Here is a 24,087-nt window from a genome sequence, read left to right as displayed (position 1 = left end):
CTCTACTTGAACCGCCCGCCGCGCTGCACCACCTCGATCTTGTAGCCGTCCGGATCGGTGGCGAAGAAGAAGCGAGCGAAGGGATTGCCGTCTCGCGGCATGTCGACGAGCCTACCGACGGTGAGACCGAGATCCAAAAACCGCTTGTGCTCCGCCTCGGCGTCCTCGACTGACACGGCCAGATGGCCATAGCCGTCGCCGAGATCGTAAGCCTCCGAACGCCCCGCATTCACCGTCATCTCCAGCTCGAAGTCGGATTGCGCATTCGCGAGGTAGATCAACGTGAAGCCGTCAAAGGGAACACGCTCGACCACCTCAAGATCGAAGGCCTTCCGGTAAAAGTCGAGTGAGCGCTCTTCCTCGAGCACACGGATCATCGAGTGGATCATCTTTGCCATGCGGCACTCCCTGTCATCTGCGACGGCCCTGTTATCGGCCTTGCCCGCACCCTTGCCAATGCCATCTTGGGCAATTGCCGCGGCAATTCACATCAAGCTTCCGCAGGCCGGCAATTGATTTCGCCTCGGCAGGTGATCATATCCTTGACGCGCTGCAGCAGGCGGTGAGCCGCTGCAGGAAGGCCAGCTTCTTCGGGGACATCTGATACATGCGCGCGATCTACCTGAGCCTCGGCTGGCTGTTCGTGACGATCGGCGTGATCGGCGCCTTCCTGCCGGTGCTGCCGACGACGCCCTTCCTGATCCTGGCCGTTGCCTGCTTCGCCCGCTCCTCGCCGCGGCTCGAAGTCTGGCTGCTCGACCATCCGAAATTCGGCAAGCCGCTGCGGGACTGGCGGGAACAGGGCGCCATCCCCCGCAAGGCGAAGATTGCGGCCGTCACCATGATGGCGGCTAGCTACGCTTTCTTCTGGTTCGGCACATCGCCGCCGTTCTGGCGCGCGGTCTTGGTCGCAGCCGTCATGATCGCTCCGGCAATCTTCGTGGTGACAAGGCCTGAGCCTAGCACCTGATCAACGATATCGCGACTGCGGCAGCACAAACGGGATGTGTGCGGCCGGTAGCCGCCCCACCGCTCCGGAAATGCCGTAGACGCCGCCGATGGTCCTGTCGCTGACGGTCTCGACGCAGGCTCCCTCGTCCACCACCCTGCCCTGATCCAGCACGACAAGATGATCGGCAAATTCGGCGGCAAGGTTCAGGTCGTGCAGGATCGCAAGGACGATCCCACCGGCATCAGCGAACTCCCGCGCCACCTCGAGGACCGAGATCTGGTGGCCGATGTCGAGGCTCGCCGTCGGCTCGTCGAGCAAAAGCGCCCGCGGCATCCCCTCCACCACCGGTTCCGGGACCTGGGCCAGAGCGCGGGCGAACTGCACCCGCTGCTGCTCGCCTCCCGAGAGGGAGGGATAGGGTCGCGCCTCGAAGCCAAGTAAGCCTACGCGCGTTAGCGCCTTGCGCGCCTGCTCCGTCGGCTGCAGCGACCCCTGTGCCACGGAACCCATCCGCACGATCTCGAGCGCCGTGAAGGGGAAGGCGAGCTGCACCGCCTGTGGCAGAACGGCACGCCGCCGCGCCAATTCCTCCGGCGAGTGCAGATGAGCGGCGGCACCGAAATAGGTGACCTCGCCTTCGTTCGCCAACATTTCACCGGACATGACTTTCAACAGCGTCGACTTGCCGGCACCGTTGGGACCGATCACGATGGTGAATCGCCCAGGCAGAAGCTGGATGTCCACCGCATTGAGCAGCTTCCTGCCGGAGCGAGCGACGGTGACATCCTTTGCCGAAATCATGGCATGTCCCTCATCAGAATACCGCCCTTGCCGAGCAGCAGGAACAGGAAGACCGGCGCGCCGAAGAGTGCCGTGACCACACCAATCGGGAGCTCGGCAGGCGCAGCGACGGTGCGCGCAACGCTGTCGGCAATGAGCAGCAGCGCACCGCCACCAACCGCAGAACCGATCAGCAGGAAGCGATGCGATGGCCCCATGACGAGCCGCAACAGATGCGGCACGATGATGCCGACGAAGCCGATCGAGCCCGCGACGGCAACGGTTGACCCACATGCCGCCGCCACGGCAACGATCGCCACCTTCTTCAACCGCTGCACCGGAACCCCCATGTGAAATGCCGCCGCATCGCCGAGGATCAGCGCGTCGAGCCCGCGGGCGACAAACGGGATGACGAGGATGACGCCTGCGACGAAGGGCAAGATCGAGAGGACGCGTCCGAAGGTGGCGCCGCCGAGCGAGCCGAGGCTCCAGAAGGTGATGTCGCGCAATTGGCGATCGTCGGCGAGGAAGATCAGCAGCCCCATGACGGCTGCGCTCAAGGCACCGATGGCGATACCGGAAAGGATCAGCGCTGTCGTGGAGGTGCGCCCATCCTGCGTCGCAATCAGGTAAAGCACCCAGGTGTTCACCAGCGCGCCGCAAAACGCCATCAGCGGCAGGAACTGGTTGCCAAGGATCATCGTCAGGGGTGCAAGAAGCGTCGGACCGAGAACGATTGCAACGACAGCGGCCAATGCCGCACCGGAGGTGACGCCGACAATGCCGGGATCGGCCAGCGGGTTTCGAAACAGACCCTGCATCATTGCACCCGATACGGCGAGGCCGGCGCCGACGACGATTCCGAGCGCCGTCCGCGGCAAACGCACGGCCTCCAGCACGACCAGATCCTGTGCAGGAAGGCTGGCGGCATTGCCGGTCGCATAAAGCCAGAGCTCGCCGAGACCAACGCCTGTCGGGCCGCTGCTGAGCGAGACGAGCGTAGCGGCAAACAGCAAGACGACAAGTCCGGCAACGACGATGATCCCACGCGATGAGCGATCTCCGTCAGCCTCTGTGCGAAACGGCAAAGCGAGCGACCTCATCCGCCGATCCCGCCCGGGTAGAGCTGCGTCGCAAGTGCACGGACAGCCTCCGGAGTCCGCGGACCGAAGCCCAGCAGGAACAGGCCGTCCATGCTGATCAGCGAGTGGTCAGCGGCAGCAGGACTTCCCTGCAGCGCGGGAACGGCGAAAACCTGTTCCGGCGTCAGCTTGTGGTCTCCGCGCGCCATGGCGAGGATCACATCCGGCTTGGCGGCGATCACCGCCTCATCCGTCAACGGCTTGTAGCCGGAGACGCCGGATGCGGCGTTGATGCCACCGGCCATATCGATGATGGCGGCAGCCTCTGTGCCAGTTCCGCTTGCTATGATGCGGCCATTCGACAGCGACAGCACGAAGAGCACGCGCTTCTTGGCTACATCCAGCTTAGCGACCTCTTCCGTGATCCGCTCAAGATCCGCACCCGTCTTCGCCGCCAAGGCCTCGGCTTCCTTAGCCAGCCCTACAGCGTCGCCGACGTTACGGATCTTGTCTTGGATGCCCTCGGCCGTCGCAGGGGTCGGCACGAGCACCATTGGCACGCCGCTGGCGCGCAGGATGTCCAGCACCGGCGGCGGGCCAGAGCCATCTTCGGCGAGAATAAGGTCCGGCTTCTGTGCTAGAATGCCTTCTGCGGAAAGCTGACGCATATATCCTACATCCGGCTTCGACGTCGCCTCTGAAGGATAGAAGCTAGTAGAATCCACGGCCACCAGGCGGTCATGAGCGCCGAGCGCGTAGAGAATTTCGGTGATGGTGCCACCGACGGAGACGATGCGCTGTGCGGCAGGATTGCCAGCCTCGGAAGCCCCGGCGGGCGCAGCGGCGAAGGCTGCAGCCGTTAGTGTGAAAGCGACGACGATGCGAGGAAATATGGATCTGAACATGAGGCCCCTACCATTCTCCGCCTTCAACAGCGGCTATAACTTGAGTTGACTAGACAAGTTTTTTCGGCTTTTCAAGGCAGGCCGATGGATATCTTGAGCGGCAACGGAAACTTTTGAGAGGGATGCAAAAATGTACATTGCGATGAACCGCTTCCGCGTGGTGCCGGGCTACGAAGAAGCCTTCGAGGCCATGTGGCGAGGCCGCGAAGGCCGCCTCGCCGAAATGCCCGGCTATGTGGAATTCCACATGCTGAAGGGGGCCAAGGCGGAGGACCACACCCTTTATGCTTCTCACACGGTCTGGGAGAGCTTCGAGCACTTCCAGGCGTGGACCAAGTCGGAGCAGTTCCGGGCAGCGCACGCCAAGGCCGGAGAGAACCGCGGCAAGGTCGAATATCTTTCAGGCCCGCATTTCGAAGGGTTCGAGGTCATCATCCACGAAGACCGCAACGGGGCGCGCAAGGCCGATGCAGCGTGAGGCGACGGACATGAGTGCCTTGGCTCAAGCATCGGATGATCGACGGCAGCGGGCTCTGGCCGCTCTGGCCGAAAAGCCCGATGGAGTGGTGGAAGCGCTGGCCGCCAAGGCCGAGGTGACGCCGGCCGAAATCCTGCAGGTCCTGCCCGCGGGCGCAGCGGTGATCGCAGCGAAGGACGCGTTCGCCAATATCTGGTCCGACATGACGGGCTGGGGTGACGTCCTCTTCATCGTCCACACGGACGATATCGTGCTCGAGGCGGAAGGCAGCCTGCCGGAGGGCTCCGAAGGCCACGGGTGGTTCAACATTCACGGCGACAGCCCGATCGGCGGTCACATCCGCAAGGAGAACTGCGCCTCGATCACCTTCGTCGACCGCCAGTTCCATGGCCGCCGCTCCTGCTCCGTCTGGTTCATGAACGAGAAGGGCGCAGCCATGTTCAAGGTCTTCGTCCGCCGTGACGAGCAACGCGAACTGAACGCCGAGCAACTCAGTCGCTTCGAAGCCTTGCGTAGCCGCTACGCATGAGGCTTGCCGAGGCGCGGCAGCTAGACCTGAAGGCCCAAAATGGGTGCTGGCGTCAGATTGCCGGCACCCATTTCCAGAACACGCCTTCCTGGCGCTCTGGGTAATACTTGAACTCGCATTCGAAGCGGCGCCCGTAGGCTTCGGCCGCGTCCAGCGCTTCCCGGCTCACCGGGTTCATGCCCGTCCCCGGCGCGAACCAATCTTCCAGCAGGTCATCCGGAACATAGGTCCCCACCCGAAGCGGCATGGCAGCAAGTGTCTTGTCGAGTTCTTCGGGCGGCATGATCGTCCTCCGGTGAAGTGGCGGCCTAATGGTTCAGGCTAAGCCGGCGAGGCAACTCGGATAAGAGATTACCAGCCGGCAGCGGTATAAAGCTTAGAATAGCAACGGCAGGCGTTGAAAGCCACGCGGCCACGTGAGTGGCAGCCGTCGCCGCCGACGGCGCCGCAGCGGGTTACTGCGACGCGTGCTCCGGCTTGCCCTTGCGTTTCGTGGACGCCATGTCGTGCAGATCTTTCTCACTCATGGATTTCTCCATGCTCTTGGAGGCGCCCTTCAGGTCGCTTTTCTTCATGTCACCGCGCTTGGCGGCCAATGCTGCGCCTGCCGCCTTCTGCTGCGACTTCGATTTGGCTGGCATCGTCTTGCTCCTTGGTTTCGTTCCGTCAATCCAACCGGTTACCGGTTCGTTGGTTCCCGCGGCGATCGGGAACCAAGTCGCGGCCATGCGGTTGGACAGCCAGACATGAACGAAAGGACATCATCATGGATGCCAAGGACAAGGTCGCGGATAATTCGAACGCCTCCGCCCGCTTTGAACGCGAAGGCCGAGAGCGCTCCGAGGATGCGCTGCACGCCCAGACCGACATGACGAATCAGGACGCGGTGAAGGAAGCTTCGCGCCTCGGCGGCGGAGATACGTATCTGGTGAAGCCTGATCTCGAAGACGTGGATGAGCGCGAAGACGTCGAGAACAACGACGGCAGCATCAGCGCGCTGGCCAATGCGGACAATCCGGAGCGCTGAACGCCGCCTTCCCTCGGCACCTGATCGGCTCCCGCCCCCGGGGGCCGATCATCGTTTTGGCGGAACCCGCGGAAGGCCGGAGGTGTTCACCCGCCTATACTGGAGACACATATGGAAGCCGAGTTCTTACCGCCTGCCGAAAAGCCTGCGCGCGATCAGATGGAAATGATGCCGCAGATGGAAGCCAAGGCATCACCTACGCTGGTCGATGCCGAAGCCGAAGCCTTCGTGCAGGAGGCGCTGGATGAACTAGCCGCCTGCGGCATCCCCTTCCTGCTGGCCGGCACCTATGCGGTCAGCGCCTATACCGGCATCACGCGGCCGACCAAGGATCTCGACATCTTCTGCCGCGCCGGCGACTATGCCCGCATTCTCGCCCACTTCAAGCAGCGCGGCTACCAGATCGCGGTGGAGGATGATCGCTGGCTTGGCAAGGTCATCCGCGGCAACCATTTCTTTGACGTCATCTTTGCTGGCTCCAACGGCACCATGCCGATCGGCGACGCCTGGTTCGACAACGCGCGCCAGATGCCGCTGAACGGCCATCCGGTTCGCATCATTGCGCCCACTGAGCTGATCTGGTCGAAATGCTTCGTCCAGTTGCGCCATCGCTATGACGGCGGCGACGTCGTCCACGTGATCCTGCGCGCACATGACCAGATCGACTGGCAGCGCCTGCTCAACCACATGGAAGTGCACTGGGAGGTGCTGCTGATCCACCTCCTTAACTTCCGCTGGATCTACCCAACCGAGCGCGACAAGGTCCCCGACTGGCTGCTCGACGAACTCCTCGACCGGCTGCAGGCGCAGCGCCAGTTGCCGCTTCCGCAGATGAAGATCTGCCGCGGACGCATGTTCAGCCGTGTCGACTTCGAGATCGACGTGAAGGAATGGGGCTTCGCCGATGTCGGAGGCGAAGGCGAACTCCGTGAAAGAGAGGAAACAGCAGAAGGAGGCTCGGCTTGGGCAAATCCGCATCCGTGAAAGGCAACGCCAAGAGCGAAACGAAGAAGCCCAAGGGCCTGCAGCGGGTCGCGGCCATGGGCGACCTGCATGTGAAGGAAACAGGGTCAGCGTCCTACAAGGATCTCTTCGCCGAAATCTCGCAGGAGGCCGACATCCTCGTGCTCACCGGCGATCTGACCGACCTCGGCAAGCCGAAGGAAGCGGAATTGCTGGCCGACGATCTCAGGTCCTGCTCCATCCCCGTGGTCGCCGTCCTTGGCAACCACGACTATGAATGCGGCCATGTCGATGAGGTCAAGGACATCGTCAAGGGCGCGGGCGTCCAGATCCTGGAAGGTCAGGCGGTCGAGATCAACGGCGTCGGCTTTGCAGGGGTAAAAGGGTTTGCCGGCGGTTTCGGACGCTACATGCTGGGCTCCTTCGGCGAACCTGCGATCAAGGCGATGGTCGCCGAAAGCGTTGAGGAGACGATGCGGCTGGAAAACGCGCTTCGGCAGGTTCGCTCCGAGCGGGCAATGGTCGTGCTCCATTACGCGCCGATCGTTGAGACCGTCGCAGGCGAACCTCCAGAGATCTTTCCCTTCCTTGGCTCGTCCCGCCTGGCAGAAACGATCGACCGCTTTCCAGTAACCGCCGTGGTTCATGGTCACGCCCATCGCGGCACCTATGAAGGCCGCACACCGGGCGGCGCGCCCGTCTACAATGTCGCATCCCATATCGAAAAGCCGACGGGCAAGCCCTACGCCTTGCTCGACCTGTAACTGAGGAACCTATCCGTCCCGTCGCGGTTCGATCTTTGAGCAAGGAGAAAGTACATGACGCAGAACGGATCGCATCTCGAACAGGAACCGGCCGAAGGCTCGCGCGATGTCGTCGAGCACGAGCTTGCCCGCGACGACAAGAAGGCCAAGGAAAATGGCCGGGAGGTCAAGGACAAGAAGGACGATGCGGGCCGCTGAGGCTTCCATACCTATTTGCGATATCGGCCGCGCCAGACCTGGTGCGGCCGCTTTGTTATTGAACAGAGCCTTGAGGCGAAACTGCAATCCTGCGGCTGACCTCGATCGGCGGCGTTACCCTTTAGAGCTGGCCAATCAGGCTCTGGAACAAGCTTCAGCTTCGTCCGTTTGACCGTCTCCGCATCAGGGGGTAGATCCATGACATCAGAAATTGACGCAAACACCGAATTCCGCGCCTTCCCCAAGACATGGGGCGCCGAATTCGTCGCTGTTGGCGAGGTGCGCTTCCGCGTCTGGGCGCCAGGGCAGGAAGAGGTGATCCTCCGCCTCGACACCAGCGAAACCCCCATGAGCCGCAGCAATGACGGCTGGTTCGAGCTGCTGGCGACGGGCGTCACCGCCGCCACCGAATACGCCTTCGTGCTGGCCGATGGCACGCCCATCCCGGATCCCGCCTCTCGGGGACAGAAGGACGAGGTGAATGGTCCTTCGCTCGTCATCGACCCGACCAACTACGAGTGGCAGAACGCTGCGTGGAAAGGCCGTCCATGGGAGGAGGCGGTCATCTATGAGATGCATGTCGGCACCTTCACCGAAGACGGCACCTTCCGGGCGGCAATCGACAAGCTGCCGCATCTGGTCGAGCTCGGCATCACGGCGGTAGAGATCATGCCGGTGGCGCAGTTCGGCGGCGATCGCGGCTGGGGTTACGACGGCGTGCTGCTCTACGCACCACACAGCGCCTACGGAACGCCCGAGGACATGAAGGCTTTCATCGACGCGGCCCACGGCCACGGCCTGATGGTGCTCCTCGACGTCGTCTACAATCACTTTGGTCCGGAAGGGAATTACCTTCCTCTCCTCGCACCGAACTTCTTCCATCCGGAAAAGCATACGCCTTGGGGCGACGCCATCGCCTACGAGACGGACGCCGTGCGCCGCTTCTTCATCGAGAACGCGCTCTACTGGTTGGACGAATTCAATCTCGACGGTCTGCGCTTCGATGCGATCGATCAGATCGCTGACGAAGAATCGGAAAAGCACATCCTCGTGGAGATCGCCGAGCGCATCCGTGCCGAATTCCCCGAGCGCCGCATCCACCTGACCACGGAGGATGCCCGCAACGTGACATTCCTGCACGAGCGGACCGCAGACGGTGGCATTCCCCTGTTCACTGCCGAATGGAACGACGACCTGCACAATGCCATCCACGTCTACGCCACCGGGGAAACCGACGGCTACTACATAGACTTCGTGGAGAAGACCGAGCACCTCGTTGCGCGAACGCTCGCTGAAGGCTTTGCTTATCAGGGCGAAAAGTCGAAGCTGAACGGCGAAAAGCGCGGCGTCGACAGCCGCAAGCAGCCCCCCGTCGCCTTCATCGACTTCATCCAGAACCACGACCAGATCGGCAACCGCGCCTTTGGTGATCGCCTAATCACCTTGGCAGGCGAGGCAAAGGTCAAGGCACTGCTCTCGGCGCTGCTCCTGTCGCCGCACATCCCCCTGCTCTTCATGGGCGAAGAGTTCGGCGAGACCCGGCCGTTCCTGTTCTTCACCGATTTTCAAGGCGAGCTTGCCAAGGCGGTGCGCGATGGGCGCCGGCGGGAATTCGAAGGCCATGCCGGCCACGGGGATGAGGACGAGGTCATTCCGGACCCCAACCTGAAGAGCACCTTCACCGACTGCAAGCTCGACTGGCAGAAGCCGGAGACAGAAGATGGGCGCGGCTGGATGAAGCTGACGAAGCAGCTCCTGCAGCTTCGTCGAGAAAAGATCGTGCCCCTGATCCGCAATGCGAAAGAAGCAGGTGGCTCCATACTAGAAGCCGGCGACGGCGTCGTCGCCGTCCGCTGGACGTTCCCGGATGGTGAGCTTGGCTTGGCGATCAACCTCGGCGACGGTGGCCGGCCACTACCGAACCTCCCAGGGGAGCCCATCTTCCGTTATCCGGCGCAAGCGTCGGGTTCATCCCTTGCGTCCAATTCCGTCGTCGTCACCGCCACTGCGCGAGGCCAAGCGTGATCATCCCCTCCTCCACCTATCGCATTCAGTTCCGCAACGGCATGACCTTCGACGGGGCAGCAGCCCTCGTTCCCTATCTGAAGCGGCTCGGAATCAGCCACCTCTACGCCTCGCCGATCTTCACGGCGACGAGCGGCTCCACCCATGGCTACGACGTCACCGATGCAAATGAACTGGACCCGACGCTGGGCGGCCGCGAAGGGTTCGACCGGCTGTCGCGCGCATTGCAGGAGAATGAGCTGGGCCTGATCCTCGATATCGTGCCGAACCACATGGCGGCGTCGCTCGAAAACCCCTGGTGGTATGACGTCGTCGAGCATGGCGAGGAAAGCCGGTTCGCCCACTACTTCGACATCGACTGGAGCCGCCGCCTCACTCTGCCCTTTCTCGGCGACACCTTCGACACGGTTCTCTCCAACGGCGAACTCTCGATCCAACGGGATCCGAAGACGGGCAAGCCATCCCTTACCTACTACGAGACCGACTACCCGCTCAAACCCTCTAGCTACGAGGGACGAGAGGAAGAGGTGCTCTCTCTCAGAAAGCCGGAAGAGATTGCCGACCTTCACGACCGCCAGCCTTGGCGGCTGATGTCGTGGCGCGATGCTCCGCGCGAACTCAGCTACCGCCGTTTTTTCGAGATCACGGGCCTCGTCGGCCTGCGCGTCGAAGATCCGGAGGTGTTCGACGCCGCGCACCGGACGGTCCTAGAGCTCGTACGGGACGGACGGGTGGATGGGCTGCGGATCGATCACGTGGATGGGCTGGCCGATCCGAAGGACTATCTCGACCGGCTTCGCAAGGAGGTTGGGCCCGAGACCTATATCGTCGTGGAGAAGATCCTCGGTGAGGGCGAGCAGATCCCCGCCGACTGGCCGATCTCCGGCACCACCGGCTATGAGTTCATCGGCGCCCTCAGCGACGCCCTAGTCGACGGCAGCAAGTCGGATGCGTTGACGGATGCCTATGAGGCTGTCACGGGACAACCGGGCCGCCCGCTGGAGGAACTGCGTCAGGCGAAGCTCCTGATGGCGAATAACAACTTCGAAGGCGAGGTTGCCGCCCTGAGAAAGCTGGCAGTCCGACTGCGCGATGCAGGAGAGGCATCAGACTCGATATCGGATCATGACCTGCACAACGCACTACGCGAACTTCTTGTCGCCTTCCCCGTCTACCGCACCTACGGCACGGCTGACGGCATGCCGAACGAAGGCCGCGAGCGGCTGGCCGAAGTGGTTCGGTCGGTGGAGCAAGGACCGCACGCGCCTGGTCGGGAAGCGCTCCAGTTCATTCAGCGAATCTTGCTTGGGGAGGTGGCGACCGAACAAGCAGACGTGGCATCGCTTTTCCGGATGCGCTTCCAGCAGCTCACCGGCCCGCTGATGGCCAAGTCGCTGGAGGACACGCTCTTCTTCCGCCACCACCGCTTCATCGCCCTGAACGAAGTCGGCAGCGAGGCGGAGCCGCACCCGGCGTCATTGGAGCATTTCCACCAGGAAATGCAGACGCGTCTGCAGCGTCAGCCGCATGCTTTGTCGGGCACATCGACGCATGACACCAAGCGGGGAGAAGATGCGCGGGCTCGCCTCTACACCCTGAGCGAGGCGCCGGATGTCTGGGCCGAGGCGGTAACCCGCTGGCGCGCGATGAACCGCGCCAACGTCGCTTTGCTCGCCGATGGACCCGCACCCGAGCCGGCGGTGGAATGGATGCTCTACCAGGCTCTCCTCGGTGCCTGGCCGGCGGATCTGGCAGCCGAGGATGCGGCTGGGCTGAAGGCACTGGAAGAGCGGTTTCTCGCCTTCGTCGAAAAGGCTCTCCGCGAGGCAAAACAGCGGACGAGCTGGAACGACACAAATGAGGAATACGAAGGCGCGGTGAAGGCCTATGCCGCCGCACTTCTCGCCCCCGACAACAGGGAGTTCCTCTCCGACTTCACCAACACCATCACCCCGTTTGTCCGTACCGGGCTGGTCAACGGCATAACGCAGACCTTGATCAAGCTCACGGCACCGGGTGTACCCGACATCTACCAGGGCAGCGAGCGTCTCGATCTCAGTCTGGTCGATCCCGACAACCGCCGCCCGCCCGACTTCGCGCTTCTGGGGAAGGGGCTGGCTGACGGGCCGCAGCTGCCATCGGAAGAAGCGGACTGGCATAGCGGCCGCCTAAAGCAGAACGTCATCTCGAAGGTCTTGAACCTGCGCCAAAAGGAGCCCGCGTTATTCTCCGCCGGCAACTACCTTCCCTTGGACATCAAAGGAAAGCGGGCACCCAATATCATCAGCTGTGCAAGGCAGAGCGGGGACAACGCAATGATCCTGATCGCGCCCCGGCTCGTCTTCGGCGCATTCCGGCACGGGCACTACACCTCCATACATTGGGCGGAGACAGACATCGACCTGCCGGACACGCTGGCTGGACGAAGCTACAAAGACATCTTCACGGGCCGGGAATACCAGCCGAAGGGCAGCCTGTCGGTGAACTGGTGCTTTGCGGGTCATCCTTTTGCTCTGCTGGTCTCTCAGTGAGAGAACGATAAAGAAGAAGGCCGCTCATCATCATGATCAGCGGCCTTTCTTAATCCCTTGAGGGATGCGTGTCTTCTCAGCCGAGGCCGAGAAAAGACAGAATGGCAAGAACGATAACAACCGCTCCGACGAGCCATATGATGCTGTTCATATTCCTCTCCTTTGTCTGAGGACCAAAGATGACGATCAAGCAATGCCGATAAGGTTCAGGATGGCGATCACGATGACGATTGCGCCGACCAACCAGACGATGCTGTACATGCTTCTCTCCTGTGTTTCTCGGCAAGTTGAACGGGGCCACCGCAAAAAGGTTCCAGGCTCTGACGGCGATGGAACATTTGCCCAAAGCTCGTGTTGAACTGTCGCTGTCGCCGGTGAATGGCCGCAGAAGCGCGGGGAGACATGGTCGAAGAAGGAACGACAACAACTGGATCACTGGCTGGTCGTCCGCACGTCGTGATCGTCGGCGCGGGCTTTGCCGGCCTCGCCTGTGCCAGAGAGCTCGGCAACACCGAAATTGACGTCACCGTCGTTGACCGGCGCAACCACAACCTCTTCCAGCCGCTCCTTTACCAGGTTGCCACCGCCGCCCTTTCACCTGCAGATATCTCGGAACCGATCAGGCGCACCCTCGGTCGCTACCGCAACATAAAGGTGGCGCTTGCCGAGGTGGTCGGCGTCGATCCGGCTGCCAAGGTGGTGCATCTTTCCGAAGGCGAGCCCATTGCCTACAACAAGCTCGTCATCGCCACGGGATCGGAATACAACTACTTCGGCCATGACGACTGGCGCGCTCATGCACCGGGCTTGAAGACGATCCACGAAGCGCGCCTGATCCGCCAGCGCCTGCTGCTCGCGTTCGAGAAAGCTGAACAGACGCGGGATCCGGAAGAGAAGCGGGCGCTGCTGACCAGCATCGTCATCGGCGGTGGCCCCACAGGCGTCGAGATGGCGGGCGCGATCGCCGAGCTCGGCCACTTCATGATCACCCGTGACTTCCGCGATTTGGCGCCCGAACATTTCCGGGTCATTCTCATCGAAGCCGCGCCACGCATTCTCGCGGCCTTCCCCGACGATCTGGCGCAGTATGCCGAGCGCTCGCTGGAGAAGGCGGGCGTGCAGGTTCTGACCAACACTCCGGTCGAGAAGATCTCAAAGGAAGAGGTGATTGCGGGCGGCCAGACGTTTCGCACCGGATGCATCATTTGGGGCGCGGGCGTGAAAGCCTCACCGGCCGCCAGTTGGCTGGGGATCGAAGGCAAAGCCGGTGGCCGCATTCCAGTCGATCCCGATCTCGCCGTCACCGGGATGAGCAATATCTATGCTGTTGGCGATACGGCGCTTGGCATGGGCGAGGAGGGAAAACCGCTCGCCGCGCTCGCCCAGGTCGCAAAGCAGCAGGGCGAGTATCTTGGAGCAGCGCTGAGGACAAAGCTTCTGGAGGGACGCCAACCGCAGCCTTTCCGCTTCCACGACCGCGGAAACACCGCCGTGATCGGCCGCAACGCGGCGATCTTCGATTTCGGCACGTGGAAGATGAAGGGCCGGCTCGCCTGGTTCCTATGGGCGATCGTGCACGTCTATCTGCTCGTGAACTTCGAAAAACGCCTGCTCGTCAGCATCCAGTGGATCTGGCGCTACGCCACTCGCCAGCGGGGCGCCCGCCTGATCGACGAGAATGCGGGGATCGAGGTGCCGGCATCGACCGAGAGGAGAGAAACATGAATACCGCAAACCCACAACTGGAAGGCCTCTACCTCGCCTTGGCCGCCATCAACCGCCTGCTCGTCAGCAAGGGGGTCGTGACCAGCTCGGAACTGCAGACGGTGTTGCAGGAAGCGGAGCAGACGGTTTTGGATGACAGCCAGCCGCTTGCCGTTTCGCAGTCGCACCAGAAGGCCGTCGCCTTCCCGATCCGCATCCTGCTCCTGGCAAACGAAGCCTCCGAACGTGGAGAGGCCTTCGACTTCGAAGACCTTGCCCGCGAGGTCGGCCGGCGCACCTGACGAGGCGACATGTCCGAGAATGCTTCATCTTCACCCGCCATTCCCAGTGACGGCGCCTGGGACGCGACGCTTTCGCTGCTGCGCGAGGGCTACCACTTCATTCCCAATCGTTGCCGGCGCCTCGGCACGGACATCTTCCGGACCCGGCTCACGCTGACCGACGTGATCTGCATGCAGGGACCGCAGGCGGCCGAACTCTTCTATGGCCAGGCGCCGCTCACGCGCCAGCAGTCCATGCCGCAGACCGTCCTGCGGCTGTTGCAGGACAAGGGGAGCGTTCAGCAGCTGGATGGGGACCAGCATCGCCATCGCAAGGGCCTCTTCATCTCCATCCTCATGGCGCCAGGCCAGGTGGAGCGGCTTGCAAACATCTTTCGCGAGGAGTGGCTCGCCCGTCTGGCGTCCTGGGAAGCGCAGGAGCGGGTCGTTCTGATCGACGAGGTCAACCTGATCCTGACGCGGGCTGTCTGCCGATGGACGGGTGTGCCGGTCCGCGATGATGCAGAGATGACAACTGAACTGGCCGGGATGGTGGAGCACGCCGGACATTTCCGTCCCGCGACTGTGGCCGCGCTTTGGCGGCGAAGGCGTACCGAACGGTGGTCCCGGGAGCTGGTTCAACAGGTCCGTTCGGGCGCCCTCCCGCTGGAGCCCGAAATTCCTCTGCACCGTGTTGCAACCTTCGTCGACATGGATGGCAAGCCTCTGACGGTGGAGGAAGCGGCCGTCGAGCTTATCAACATACTCCGGCCGGTGGTCGCAGTGGGGCGCTTCATCGTCTTTGCCGCTCTGCAATTGCACGAGCAACCGGAGCAGACAGCAGACCTAAAAGACGACCAGCAATTGGAAGCCTTCGCCGAAGAGGTTCGGCGCAAGAGCCCCTTCTTTCCGTTCGTCGGCGCAAGAGTGAAAGAAGAGATTAGCTGGCACGGTCACCTGCTGCCGAAGGGACAGTGGCTCCTCCTAGACCTCTACGGCACGACGCACGCCCCCGACCTGTTTCCAGAGCCGGACCGCTTCCGTACCGACCGCGCCATATCCTGGCGCGACCAGGACTATGAGTTCATTCCGCAGGGTGCGGGACAGGCAGCCGTCACCCACCGCTGCCCCGGCGAAACGATCACCGTCGAACTGCTGAAGCAATCAGTCAGGCTGCTGATGGAGAGCATGCACTATACCGTGCCGCCACAGGATCTATCGGTGGAGATGAACCGCGTCCCCGCCCTCCCCGACAGCGGCTTCGTGATTGAAGAGATAAAGGCGCGGCCTGATCATTAAGCCGCGCCTTCAGCAGAGCGTTAGAGGATGGGCTTGCCGCCGGTGACGGCGATCGTCGCGCCCGACACGTAACTCGACTGCGGGTCGGCCAGCATGACATACGCCGTCGCCAGTTCCGCCGGCTGTCCCGGACGCTGCATAGGCACCTGCTTGCCGAACTGCGTCAGACGGTCCCCCTTCATCGTCGAAGGGATGAGCGGCGTCCAGATCGGACCGGGCGCAACGGCATTCGCGCGGATCTCCTGCTCGGCCAGCAATTGAGCGAGACCCGCGGTGAAGTTCTGGATCGCGCCCTTCGTGGTCGCATAGGCCAGCAAGCTCGGGCTCGGCGAATCCGAATTGATGGATGCTGTGTTGATGATCGAGCTGTTCGGCTTCATGTGCGGCACGGCAGCCTTGGTCAGATAGAACATCGCGTGGATGTTGACGCGGAAGGTCAGCTCCCACTCCTCATCGGAGATGTCGCCGATCGAGGAGAAGGTCGCCTGGTGGGCCGCGTTGTTGACAAGAATGTCGATGCCACCCAACTCGCTCACTGCGGTATCAATGATCTTGCGGCAGTGCTCCGCCGACTGAATGTCGCCACGCACCAGGACAGCCTTGCGGCCTGCCTCTTCGACGTGCCGCTTCGTTTCCTGCGCGTCCTCGTCTTCCTCCAGATAGGCAATCAGAACGTCCGCGCCTTCGCGGGCATAGGCAATGGCAACCGCGCGCCCAATGCCGCTGTCGCCGCCGGTAATCACGGCCTTCAGGCCGTTCAACCGGCCAGACCCACGATAGCTCTTTTCGCCGTGATCGGGGATCGGCTCCATGTCTTTGGTCCGGCCGGGCATCGGTAACGTCTTTTCAGGGAAAGGCGGCGTGGGGTAATGGCTCATGGCATCCTCGTTTCAGGTGGGAACTGGATCGCCCTTCCCAACCCCATCCCTCGCGCTAGGTTCCATCGTGAACTCAATCGCGTAGCGCTGCCCGCGCATCTTCATCAATAACTTCAACAACAATGACTTCTTCCGGAACTCTCGACCTCCGGCGGTGTTTCATGTGCATCTGCAGCTGCTGGAACCGCGGCTTGCGAATGTACAATGCCAGGGAGAGACAGCATGGATGTTGTGATGATCGGAGCAGGCTATGTGGGATTGACCACGGGCGCCTGCCTCGCAGAGCTTGGGCACCGGGTCACCTGCGTCGACAATGATGCACTGAAGGTTGCGCGACTGAGGCGAGCCGAAATCCCGATCTATGAGCCGGGGCTTTCCGAACTGATCAGCAAGCATGTCGAGTCTGGCCGACTTTCGTTTTCGGATGAACCAGCGCTGGCGGCCTCCAAGGCAGACGCCGTCTTCATCGCAGTGGGCACGCCGTCAGGTCCAGATGGTGACATAGAACTCTCCTATGTGAAGAATGCCGCAACCTCCCTGGCACCGCTTCTGAAGCCCGAAGCCGTGGTCGTCATCAAGTCGACGGTTGTGGCGGGCACTGCTCAGATGGTTCGTCGCCTGGTCCACGAGGCCCGCGGCCGCAGCGATGTCTACGTCGCCTCCAATCCGGAGTTCCTCCGCGAAGGATCTGCGATCCGCGACTTCCTGGAAGCAGACCGCATCGTCGCGGGAGCAGACGATGCGCGGGCAGCCAAAGTGCTTGAACAGCTCTACGCGCCGCTGCGGGAAAAGGGCATACCCTATATCGCGACCAACACCACCAATGCCGAGATGATCAAATACGCCGCCAACGCCTTCCTGGCGCTCAAGATCGGCTTCATCAACGAAGTGGCGGATTTGTGCGAAGCCGCAGGCGGTGACGTGGCGGCGGTTGCAGACGGCATTGGCCTCGACCGGCGGATCGGCCGGGCGTTCCTGAACCCGGGGCCGGGTTTTGGCGGTTCCTGCTTCCCGAAGGATACCCGCGCTTTTGCCGCCATTGGCCGCCGCTTCGGCCAGCCGCAGGCGATCGTGGAGACGCTGATCGACCGCAACGAGGTGCGAAAGTCTGCCCTCGCCAAACGCATCCTGTCCGAGCTCGGCGGCAAAGGCCGCCGGGTGGCGATCCTCGGGACGGCCTTCAAGGCCAATACCGACGACGTGCGCGATTCCGCAGCGCTGACGATCATGCCGCTCCTGCTGAAGGCTGGCGCCAAGGTGACCGCCCATGATCCAAAGGCCCGTCATGAAACGGAACGTCACGTCTCCGGCGCTGCCTGGGCGGATTGCCCCTATGAAGCGGCCCGTGATGCGGATGTGGTCGTGATCCTGACGGAATGGGACGAATACGCGGGTATGGACCTCGACCGGCTCGCCAAGTCCATGTCGGGGCGCGTCGTGATCGACTGCCGCAATCTCTTTGAGCCTGAGGCCGTCGCGGCACGTGGCCTGAAATATGTCAGCATCGGTCGCAAGGCGGCTGCTCCCGTAGAGCGTATCAAGGCCCGCCGCACCGGCGCCGGAACCGGCAACTGGAGTGAGATTGCGGCGGCACCTGCCTGACCTCTCTGTCTGTCCTCCCAAACAACAAAGGGCGCGGTGATCGCGCCCTTTGTTGTTTTGACTATGTTTGTCACGCGCCCGGCGTTGCCATCCCGTCTCCCCCACGCAGGCGCCGCAGCTGCTCGACGATGCGCAGGGAGCTCGAGGCACGGGCGGCGGAGAAATCACTGCTCTTCGACAGTATCCGTAGCATGTCTTCGGCTTCGTCCGCCGAGATCGTGCCGCGTGCGGCCAAGCCATCAATCAGAAGGAGGAGAACGCCCTCCACGGCAAGCGCTCGGCGATGGCTCTCTCGGTCGGTGTCTTTTTCTACGTCAAGCATGTCGGGCTCCCTGCTGGCTACCTGACGAATTACTTGGCGGGAGAAAAGTTCCGACTATTCCTCAGGTTGAGGCTGAACTTGTCTGGTGGCCGGTGGAGAGCTTGCAGGATCGCTCTGATCCCACTTTCCCTGCTCCGCCTTATAGAAATACTGGCTCGCCACAAGCCAACCCTTCAGCGGCCGCAGTGGCGGGATGCAGGTCAGCAGCATGAAGGGAAGCGAAGTCAGCAGGTGAACCCAGAACGGCGGCTGGAAGACCACCTCGATCCAGACCGCAAGGGCGACACTGGGCACGCAGGCGAAGCAGATGACGAAGAAGGCCGGCCCATCCGCCGGATCGGCGAAGGAGTAATCGAGGCCGCAGACTTCGCAATTCGGCCGCAGCTTCAGGAATCCGTCGAACAGGTGTCCTTGCCCGCATCGCGGGCAGCGGCCCCTCAGCCCGGTGCTGTAGGGGGACAAGGGAGCCCAATGCGCATCAGATGTCATGTCTGGTCCTTCCGAAACTTCTCCTGCCATATTGCCGAACCTGCTCTCTCAGCAAGGGTTTCCGTTCACGGCGCGTCAATCTGCCCCGACACGAGCCGTCGCAGCGGAATAGGAACCTTTCATCCGGCCTCTGGTTCTGTCCGGCAACAAGACTGGCGCCGGAGCGTCGTCCTAGCTACAAGGAGAACCCCATGAACCCGGTGGAAACAGGCAAGGGCCTGGCGGTCATAACCGGAGCCTCAACCGGCATCGGCTATGAACTGGCCAAATGCGCCGCCCAGGAAGGTTACGACCTGGCAATCGCGGCAAACGAGCCGCGCATCCAGGAAGCCGCGATGAAACTGAAGGAATTCGGCATTCAGGTCGAGGCGATGCAGGTGGACCTTGCCACACGAGACGGCGTGCACCGGTTCGTCGACGGCATCTCCTCCCTGGGCCGCCCCGTCGATCTTCTAATGGCCAATGCCGGCGTTGGCCTCGGTCACGGTTTTCTCGACGAGAATCCGGAAGATGCCCAGCGTGTGGTGGACACCAACATCACCGGAACCATCCATCTGGCCCATGCGATCGGTAACCGCATGCGCACCCGCGGGTCAGGCCGTATCCTTTTCACCGGCTCGATTGCCGGCTTCATGCCCGGCGCATTTCAGGCCGTCTACAACGGCACCAAAGCCTTCATCAACAGCTTCTCGCTCGCCCTTCGGGATGAACTGAAGGACACGGGCATCACCGTCACCTGCCTTATGCCAGGGCCGACGGACACGGAATTCTTCGAACGGGCCGATCTGATGGATACGGCGATTGGACAAGGAAAGAAGGATGATCCGGCCTATGTCGCCAAAGTCGGCTTCAAGGCCATGATGGACGGTGAAGGCGATGTTGTTGCCGGCTGGAAGAACAAAATCATGTCGGCGGCCGCCAATGTGACGCCGGCGGGCATGCTGGCCGGACAGCACCGCAAGATGGCCGAACCCGGCAGCGGCAAGGCCAACTGAATGAAGAAGCCCCGTGACGGCGGGGCTTCTTCTCCTGCGAAGACGCTCAGTCGTCGCCGAACGGCCAGCCACGATAGACGTGTCGCGAGACCAGCTTCAGGCTGCGGTCGGGCTGGATGATGTAGAGCTCTTCCACCCGCTGCCCGAACTCGTTGCGGAACTGATGATGCACCGGACTGCCGATCGGAGCCTTGGTCAGCCGCGTGCGGGGCTGCCCTCCATAGGTGATGCTGCCTGGGATGGGCTCAAGGCCCGGCGACGTGGATGCAACGGTCGTGGTGCAGGCGCTAAGCGCCACCACCAGTGCGGAAATGATCGCGATATGTCTCATGAGCCACCTTGCCTTTCCTTCGCGCAACCCAACCGATCGGTCCCCTTCCGAGTTCCGCAGCGGTCAGCCGGTTCCGTTGCGCAACCGATTATGTATGGCGACGGCAGCGACCTCGCCATGCGCCATCGCAACGCCCAGTTGGTTCAAGCCCGTCACGACATCGCCTGCGGCGAAGCAGCCGTCAACATTCGTTTCCTGGTGCGGCCCCGTCGTGATGCGCCCGTCCTCCTCGAGACGGACGCCGATCTGCTGCGCAATCCGCGATCTCGGGCGAACGCCGAGCGCCGTGTAGAGCACGACGCCGTTCATCCGGCTCCCGTCCTCAAACAGCAGGTCGAGCTCACCGGTCTCGGTTCTGGAAAGCGTCAATAGCTCCTGCTCGACGACAGCGATGCCCTCGTCTCGCAACTCGGCATCCGTGGCCTCGTCCCAGCCAGGGACCTCGCCCAGCGTCACGATGGCGATGGAGGTGGTGAAGGTCTTCAGGAAACGGGCTTCAGCGACCGCCCGCAAGGTCGAGCCGATCACCGCAACCGGCCGGCCAGCGATCTCGTAACCGTCGCAGATAGGACAGATCCGCAGGTAACCCGACGAAACGAGATCCGCTGCATCTTCGAACGGCGGGAGGTTGTCCTCGAGGCCCGTCGCGAAGATGACGTTCTGGCCAAAGACAGGCCGACCGTCGATGTCCATCTGGAAGAAGCCGTCCGTCGTCTTTTCCAAGCCCGTGACGTCTCCGTCCACGACGGACACGCCGAGCTCTGCCATCTGCTCGCGCATACGGCCAAGCAGATCCCGCCCTTTTACTCCGCCGGGAAAGCCTGGATGGTTATAGGATCGCGGGATGAGCCTCGCGCGGCTGCATCCGCCGTCGATGAGGAGAGCCTTGCGGTTCATCCGCGCCAGATAGATCGCCGCCGTCATGCCGCCCGGACCGCCACCGAGTACGAGGCAATCAAAGGGGACTTTCGTGGCTACTTGTTCCGCCGGATTGCTGGCAGGCATGCGTTCCCTCCGGAGTTGATCAAGGGCAAACGCGCCTAACTCCTGCAGGCGACCGCGGTTCCGGACAAAGACTTTATTGCCAGTCGCGTTTTTCCGGGCGTATCCAGCTAGCGGGCAATCAGCGTCGGAAGCTGCACCTGGCGGAGCACCGAACTCGTCACACCGCCGAAGACGCGCTGGCGCAGCCGCGAATGGCCATAGGCGCCGAGCACGATCATATCGGCCGACACATCGGCCGCGTGAGCACTGATCACCTCCGCGACATCACCTCCACCACTTGGCAGCTGATCGACGGAAACATTGACATCGTGGCGGGAAAGGTAGGTCGCGATTTCCGCCCCCGGTTCCCCATCGTTGTCGCCATAGGGGCTCTGCGGATCAACCATCACCACATGCACCGTTTCGGCACCCTTGAGGAGATCGAGCGACTCCCGGATTGCTCGCGCAGCCTCGACCCTGTCGTTCCACCCCACCACGATCCGCTTTGGCTGCAGCGTCGGCGCCTTGTCCTGCGGGAGCAGAACCACCGGACGCATTGCGTCGAAGAGCGCGCCGTTAACGGTGACCCGTGTCAGATCCTCGTTCTCTCTCGCCCCGCTTCCCAGAACAACCAGGTCGGCGTAGAGGGCACGTCGGAAAGCTCCTCCGTCAGGAAGAGCGGCTCATCGTAAAAGGTCGAGAAGTCGAAAGATGCTCCGCTCGCCGCGCAACGGTCCTTCTCAGCCTCTGCAGCTGCCTTGAAAGTCTCATGATGCGCCCGGCGATGATCGAGCCAGTCCGTATCCACCGGATAATCGCTCAGCGTCGGCGCCATCGCCACCTGCAGCGCCACGACCGAAAGATGCGCGTCAATTTCCAAGGCCAGCTCCAGCGCGCGCTGCATGTGCTTGCTCATGTCGTCGCCGCCGAGAACGGCCAGGATGGTCTTGAAGGGCATCTGCTAACCTCCTCTGCAAACGGCAGAATTTTCGAACCATGTACGTCTACCGCGGACGACCCACATTGATCTTTGTCAAGTGCGGACATACCGGCGGCGGCAGGTCCTTGAGCGATGAAAGATATCGCGTCATAGGCTCGCATTGGTGCGTTTCGCGTCCAGACGAACAAAGGAAACTGGCATGGTGAAACAAAGCGCTGGACTGGCGATATTCCGCCGTGGGGGCGATGGGATCGAGGTTCTGCTGTGCCATCCGGGCGGTCCCTTCTGGTCCCGCAAGGATGCCGGTGCCTGGACCATTCCCAAGGGTCTGGTTGACGCGGGCGAGGATCCGCTTCTCGCCGCCCGTCGCGAAGCGCACGAGGAGCTCGGCACAGACGTCTCCGGCGACTTCCACTGGCTTGGAGAATACCGGCAGCCGGGAGGCAAGCTGGTGCTTGTCTGGGCGGTGGAGCCGCAACAGCCGATCGACGCCTCCGCCATCGTCAGCAACACATTCGAACTGGAATGGCCACCCCGTTCCGGACGCAAGCAGAGCTTCCCTGAAATCGATCAAGCGGAATGGTTTGCCCTGGAGCAGGCTCGAACCAAAATCCTCAAGGGTCAAGTGCCCATGCTTGTGGATCTTGAGGCGCTTGCGGCGGACGAGTTGTGACGTCAATGGCCGCACATCGCAGACGGATTTTCCAAGGCGATGGCGCATCTTAGGGCGATCTGCCTATTCCAGTGGCACAGGCTCTGGTATCAGAGGCTCCTCTGCCACGGGTGCCCCTTCATGTCCCTCCTCCGACGTCTCAACCCGTCCATCGTCCCCGTCAGCCCGGCTGAACGGATCCGCGCATCGTCCGGTGCCCTTGTCGGCATCCTGCTGACGGGACTGTTGAGCCGCATGGCGCTGGGAGATGGTGGGAGCTTCCCGCTGCTGATTGCGCCGATGGGAGCTTCCGCAGTACTGCTGTTTGCCGCGCCGAGCAGCCCCCTGGCTCAGCCGTGGTCGATCCTCGGCGGAAATCTTGTCTCGGCAACGGTGGGTATCACGTGTGCGCTGCTGCTCCAGGATCCGGTCATGGCGGCAAGCGCTGCCATTGCCATCTCGATTGGCTTGATGTTGCTCCTGAACTGCCTTCATCCCCCAAGTGGCGCCGTCGCTTTAACGGCCGTTCTTAGCGGTAACGCGATCCATGACTGGGGGTACTGGTTCGTTCTGTCGCCGGTCGGTATCAACACTTTGCTGCTGCTTGCCAGCGCCTATGTGTTCAACAATGCGACCGGCCGTCCCTACCCGCATCTGGCACCCGCTGCAGGACATGGCGCGAAGGCTGAGACCGCACTGCCTGCCCAACAAATCGGTGTTGTGCCGGAGGATCTGCGTGCCGTGCTCGAACAGTATGGCGAGGTGGTCAACATCAGCCCGGAGGAACTGGACGCTCTGCTGCATCAGGCCCAGATCCGCGCGTATGAGCGACGCTCCGGCGAAGTCACCTGCGGGGAAATCATGTCTGGCGACATCGAGACCGTCTCGCCGCAGACGAGCCTGCGCGTCTGCTGGAAATTGCTGGCACAGGGCCCGCTCAAGGCTCTTCCCGTCGTCGACGAAAAATCCGAGCTCGTCGGCATCGTCACCCAGACCGACTTCATGCGGATGTCCGTGCTCAACGATCGCGGCACCTTGAGCCTGCGCGTGAGGGCAGGACGGATCCTGCCGTCCGGCGGCGGCCCCAAGCGTGTCGGCGAGATCATGACGAGACGTGTCCAATCCGCCTTGCCGGAAACGAAGATTGCCAAGCTGGTGCCGCCCATGGCCGACATGGGGCTTCACCATATGCCGATCGTCGACGACAACAATCACGTCGTGGGCATGGTGACGCAGTCGGATCTCATCGCGGCGCTCTTCCGCAACTCTCGCGCGGCGCTGCTCGGAGTTCAAAAGGAACCGGCCGCCGCTGTTTAAGCCAAGGGGCTAATCCTAAGGCATATTGTCTAGCCAAACTACTCCAAAGGTCGATTGAA

Annotated in this window: 29 protein-coding genes; 16 read left to right on the top strand and 13 right to left on the bottom strand. The window is 62.3% G+C overall.

What is annotated here, in order from left to right; translation table 11 throughout:
• Nucleotides 1-2: 2 nt before the first annotated feature.
• Entirely contained in the window at nucleotides 3-398 is a 396-nt protein-coding gene (locus MUU54_RS12560) for a VOC family protein (RefSeq protein ID WP_247244362.1), read from the bottom strand.
• A 209-nt stretch (nucleotides 399-607) separates the two neighbouring features.
• Between MUU54_RS12560 and MUU54_RS12555 the strand changes: the two genes are divergently transcribed.
• Entirely contained in the window at nucleotides 608-970 is a 363-nt protein-coding gene (locus MUU54_RS12555; RefSeq protein WP_247244361.1) for a YbaN family protein, read from the top strand.
• On the opposite strand, the gene MUU54_RS12550 is transcribed toward MUU54_RS12555, so the two are convergent.
• From MUU54_RS12550 to MUU54_RS12540, 3 genes are read right to left on the bottom strand one after another with little or no spacing between them, the layout of a single operon-like run.
• Nucleotides 971-1,753: a heme ABC transporter ATP-binding protein gene (locus MUU54_RS12550; RefSeq protein WP_247244360.1), complete on the bottom strand. Its 783-nt coding sequence runs from the start codon at nucleotides 1,751-1,753 to the stop codon at nucleotides 971-973.
• Nucleotides 1,750-2,835 carry a FecCD family ABC transporter permease gene (locus MUU54_RS12545; protein WP_247244359.1) on the bottom strand — a complete coding sequence of 362 codons (1,086 nt, stop codon included), beginning with the start codon at nucleotides 2,833-2,835 and terminating at the stop codon, nucleotides 1,750-1,752. Before MUU54_RS12545 ends, MUU54_RS12550 begins: the two co-directional genes overlap by 4 nt.
• The gene (locus MUU54_RS12540) at nucleotides 2,832-3,719 is read right to left on the bottom strand and encodes a heme/hemin ABC transporter substrate-binding protein (protein ID WP_247244358.1); all 888 of its coding nucleotides are present in this window, start codon (nucleotides 3,717-3,719) and stop codon (nucleotides 2,832-2,834) included. Before MUU54_RS12540 ends, MUU54_RS12545 begins: the two co-directional genes overlap by 4 nt.
• A gap of 130 nt (nucleotides 3,720-3,849) precedes the next feature.
• On the opposite strand from MUU54_RS12540, the gene hmuQ reads away from it, so the two are divergent.
• Nucleotides 3,850-4,197, top strand: coding sequence for a heme-degrading protein HmuQ (hmuQ, locus tag MUU54_RS12535; RefSeq protein ID WP_247244357.1), 348 nt, complete (start codon nucleotides 3,850-3,852; stop codon nucleotides 4,195-4,197).
• Between the two features lie 10 nt (nucleotides 4,198-4,207).
• The gene (gene hutX / locus MUU54_RS12530) at nucleotides 4,208-4,726 is read left to right on the top strand and encodes a heme utilization cystosolic carrier protein HutX (RefSeq protein ID WP_247244356.1); all 519 of its coding nucleotides are present in this window, start codon (nucleotides 4,208-4,210) and stop codon (nucleotides 4,724-4,726) included.
• Between the two features lie 52 nt (nucleotides 4,727-4,778).
• Here the strand turns inward: hutX and MUU54_RS12525 are convergent, their stop codons facing one another.
• Nucleotides 4,779-5,009, bottom strand: a complete 231-nt coding sequence (locus MUU54_RS12525) for a hypothetical protein (protein WP_247244355.1) — start codon at nucleotides 5,007-5,009, stop codon at nucleotides 4,779-4,781.
• 172 nt (nucleotides 5,010-5,181) lie between these two features.
• Complete coding sequence (locus MUU54_RS12520) at nucleotides 5,182-5,367, bottom strand: DUF3008 family protein (protein ID WP_247244354.1); 186 nt, start codon at nucleotides 5,365-5,367, stop codon at nucleotides 5,182-5,184.
• A gap of 125 nt (nucleotides 5,368-5,492) precedes the next feature.
• Here MUU54_RS12520 and MUU54_RS12515 point away from each other — a divergent pair, with 125 nt between their 5' ends.
• The 9 genes from MUU54_RS12515 (at nucleotide 5,493) to MUU54_RS12475 (ending at nucleotide 15,518) form a co-directional block, all read left to right on the top strand.
• Nucleotides 5,493-5,753, top strand: coding sequence for a hypothetical protein (locus MUU54_RS12515; RefSeq protein WP_247244353.1), 261 nt, complete (start codon nucleotides 5,493-5,495; stop codon nucleotides 5,751-5,753).
• Between the two features lie 177 nt (nucleotides 5,754-5,930).
• Nucleotides 5,931-6,737, top strand: coding sequence for a nucleotidyltransferase family protein (locus tag MUU54_RS12510; RefSeq protein WP_247244486.1), 807 nt, complete (start codon nucleotides 5,931-5,933; stop codon nucleotides 6,735-6,737).
• A 56-nt stretch (nucleotides 6,738-6,793) separates the two neighbouring features.
• A complete protein-coding gene (locus tag MUU54_RS12505; RefSeq protein ID WP_247244485.1) occupies nucleotides 6,794-7,480 on the top strand; it encodes a metallophosphoesterase family protein in 687 nt (228 codons plus the stop codon).
• A 54-nt stretch (nucleotides 7,481-7,534) separates the two neighbouring features.
• Nucleotides 7,535-7,678 carry a hypothetical protein gene (locus MUU54_RS12500; protein WP_247244352.1) on the top strand — a complete coding sequence of 48 codons (144 nt, stop codon included), beginning with the start codon at nucleotides 7,535-7,537 and terminating at the stop codon, nucleotides 7,676-7,678.
• A 198-nt stretch (nucleotides 7,679-7,876) separates the two neighbouring features.
• Complete coding sequence (gene treZ / locus MUU54_RS12495) at nucleotides 7,877-9,703, top strand: malto-oligosyltrehalose trehalohydrolase (RefSeq protein ID WP_247244351.1); 1,827 nt, start codon at nucleotides 7,877-7,879, stop codon at nucleotides 9,701-9,703.
• Nucleotides 9,700-12,234, top strand: coding sequence for a malto-oligosyltrehalose synthase (treY, locus tag MUU54_RS12490; RefSeq protein ID WP_247244350.1), 2,535 nt, complete (start codon nucleotides 9,700-9,702; stop codon nucleotides 12,232-12,234). The genes treZ and treY overlap by 4 nt, the downstream gene beginning before the upstream one ends.
• Nucleotides 12,235-12,636: 402 nt before the next feature.
• Complete coding sequence (locus MUU54_RS12485) at nucleotides 12,637-13,959, top strand: NAD(P)/FAD-dependent oxidoreductase (RefSeq protein WP_247244349.1); 1,323 nt, start codon at nucleotides 12,637-12,639, stop codon at nucleotides 13,957-13,959.
• Nucleotides 13,956-14,240, top strand: coding sequence for a hypothetical protein (locus MUU54_RS12480; RefSeq protein ID WP_247244348.1), 285 nt, complete (start codon nucleotides 13,956-13,958; stop codon nucleotides 14,238-14,240). The genes MUU54_RS12485 and MUU54_RS12480 overlap by 4 nt, the downstream gene beginning before the upstream one ends.
• 9 nt (nucleotides 14,241-14,249) lie before the next feature.
• A complete protein-coding gene (locus MUU54_RS12475) occupies nucleotides 14,250-15,518 on the top strand; it encodes a cytochrome P450 (protein WP_247244347.1) in 1,269 nt (422 codons plus the stop codon).
• A gap of 20 nt (nucleotides 15,519-15,538) precedes the next feature.
• Here the strand turns inward: MUU54_RS12475 and MUU54_RS12470 are convergent, their stop codons facing one another.
• Nucleotides 15,539-16,396 carry an SDR family oxidoreductase gene (locus MUU54_RS12470; protein ID WP_247244346.1) on the bottom strand — a complete coding sequence of 286 codons (858 nt, stop codon included), beginning with the start codon at nucleotides 16,394-16,396 and terminating at the stop codon, nucleotides 15,539-15,541.
• Nucleotides 16,397-16,618: 222 nt separating this feature from the next.
• Here MUU54_RS12470 and MUU54_RS12465 point away from each other — a divergent pair, with 222 nt between their 5' ends.
• Nucleotides 16,619-17,998: a UDP-glucose dehydrogenase family protein gene (locus MUU54_RS12465; protein WP_247244345.1), complete on the top strand. Its 1,380-nt coding sequence runs from the start codon at nucleotides 16,619-16,621 to the stop codon at nucleotides 17,996-17,998.
• A 70-nt stretch (nucleotides 17,999-18,068) separates the two neighbouring features.
• Here MUU54_RS12465 and MUU54_RS12460 read toward each other — a convergent pair whose 3' ends face one another.
• The gene (locus MUU54_RS12460) at nucleotides 18,069-18,320 is read right to left on the bottom strand and encodes a hypothetical protein (protein ID WP_247244344.1); all 252 of its coding nucleotides are present in this window, start codon (nucleotides 18,318-18,320) and stop codon (nucleotides 18,069-18,071) included.
• Nucleotides 18,321-18,374: 54 nt separating this feature from the next.
• Nucleotides 18,375-18,809: a DUF983 domain-containing protein gene (locus MUU54_RS12455; protein ID WP_247244343.1), complete on the bottom strand. Its 435-nt coding sequence runs from the start codon at nucleotides 18,807-18,809 to the stop codon at nucleotides 18,375-18,377.
• Nucleotides 18,810-19,000: 191 nt separating this feature from the next.
• Here MUU54_RS12455 and MUU54_RS12450 point away from each other — a divergent pair, with 191 nt between their 5' ends.
• Nucleotides 19,001-19,804, top strand: coding sequence for an SDR family NAD(P)-dependent oxidoreductase (locus MUU54_RS12450; protein ID WP_247244342.1), 804 nt, complete (start codon nucleotides 19,001-19,003; stop codon nucleotides 19,802-19,804).
• 46 nt (nucleotides 19,805-19,850) lie between these two features.
• On the opposite strand, the gene MUU54_RS12445 is transcribed toward MUU54_RS12450, so the two are convergent.
• From MUU54_RS12445 to MUU54_RS12430, 4 genes are all read right to left on the bottom strand, one after another.
• The gene (locus MUU54_RS12445; RefSeq protein ID WP_247244341.1) at nucleotides 19,851-20,135 is read right to left on the bottom strand and encodes a hypothetical protein; all 285 of its coding nucleotides are present in this window, start codon (nucleotides 20,133-20,135) and stop codon (nucleotides 19,851-19,853) included.
• Between the two features lie 63 nt (nucleotides 20,136-20,198).
• Nucleotides 20,199-21,140: an NAD(P)/FAD-dependent oxidoreductase gene (locus tag MUU54_RS12440; RefSeq protein WP_247244340.1), complete on the bottom strand. Its 942-nt coding sequence runs from the start codon at nucleotides 21,138-21,140 to the stop codon at nucleotides 20,199-20,201.
• 107 nt (nucleotides 21,141-21,247) lie between these two features.
• Nucleotides 21,248-21,667 carry a universal stress protein gene (locus tag MUU54_RS12435; RefSeq protein WP_247244339.1) on the bottom strand — a complete coding sequence of 140 codons (420 nt, stop codon included), beginning with the start codon at nucleotides 21,665-21,667 and terminating at the stop codon, nucleotides 21,248-21,250.
• Between the two features lie 44 nt (nucleotides 21,668-21,711).
• On the bottom strand, nucleotides 21,712-22,077 hold the full coding sequence (locus tag MUU54_RS12430) for a universal stress protein (RefSeq protein ID WP_247244338.1): 366 nt from the start codon (nucleotides 22,075-22,077) through the stop codon (nucleotides 21,712-21,714).
• Between the two features lie 181 nt (nucleotides 22,078-22,258).
• Here MUU54_RS12430 and MUU54_RS12425 point away from each other — a divergent pair, with 181 nt between their 5' ends.
• Nucleotides 22,259-22,732, top strand: coding sequence for an NUDIX hydrolase (locus tag MUU54_RS12425; RefSeq protein WP_247244337.1), 474 nt, complete (start codon nucleotides 22,259-22,261; stop codon nucleotides 22,730-22,732).
• 120 nt (nucleotides 22,733-22,852) lie between these two features.
• On the top strand, nucleotides 22,853-24,028 hold the full coding sequence (locus tag MUU54_RS12420; protein WP_247244336.1) for an HPP family protein: 1,176 nt from the start codon (nucleotides 22,853-22,855) through the stop codon (nucleotides 24,026-24,028).
• The last annotated feature ends 59 nt before the right edge of the window (nucleotides 24,029-24,087 follow it).

Source organism: Pseudorhizobium tarimense (assembly GCF_022968135.1).
In the GTDB taxonomy this organism is placed as follows: domain Bacteria; phylum Pseudomonadota; class Alphaproteobacteria; order Rhizobiales; family Rhizobiaceae; genus Neorhizobium; species Neorhizobium tarimense.
Note: the sequence above shows the minus strand (reverse complement) of the source record. Positions and strands in the feature narration are given on the sequence as shown.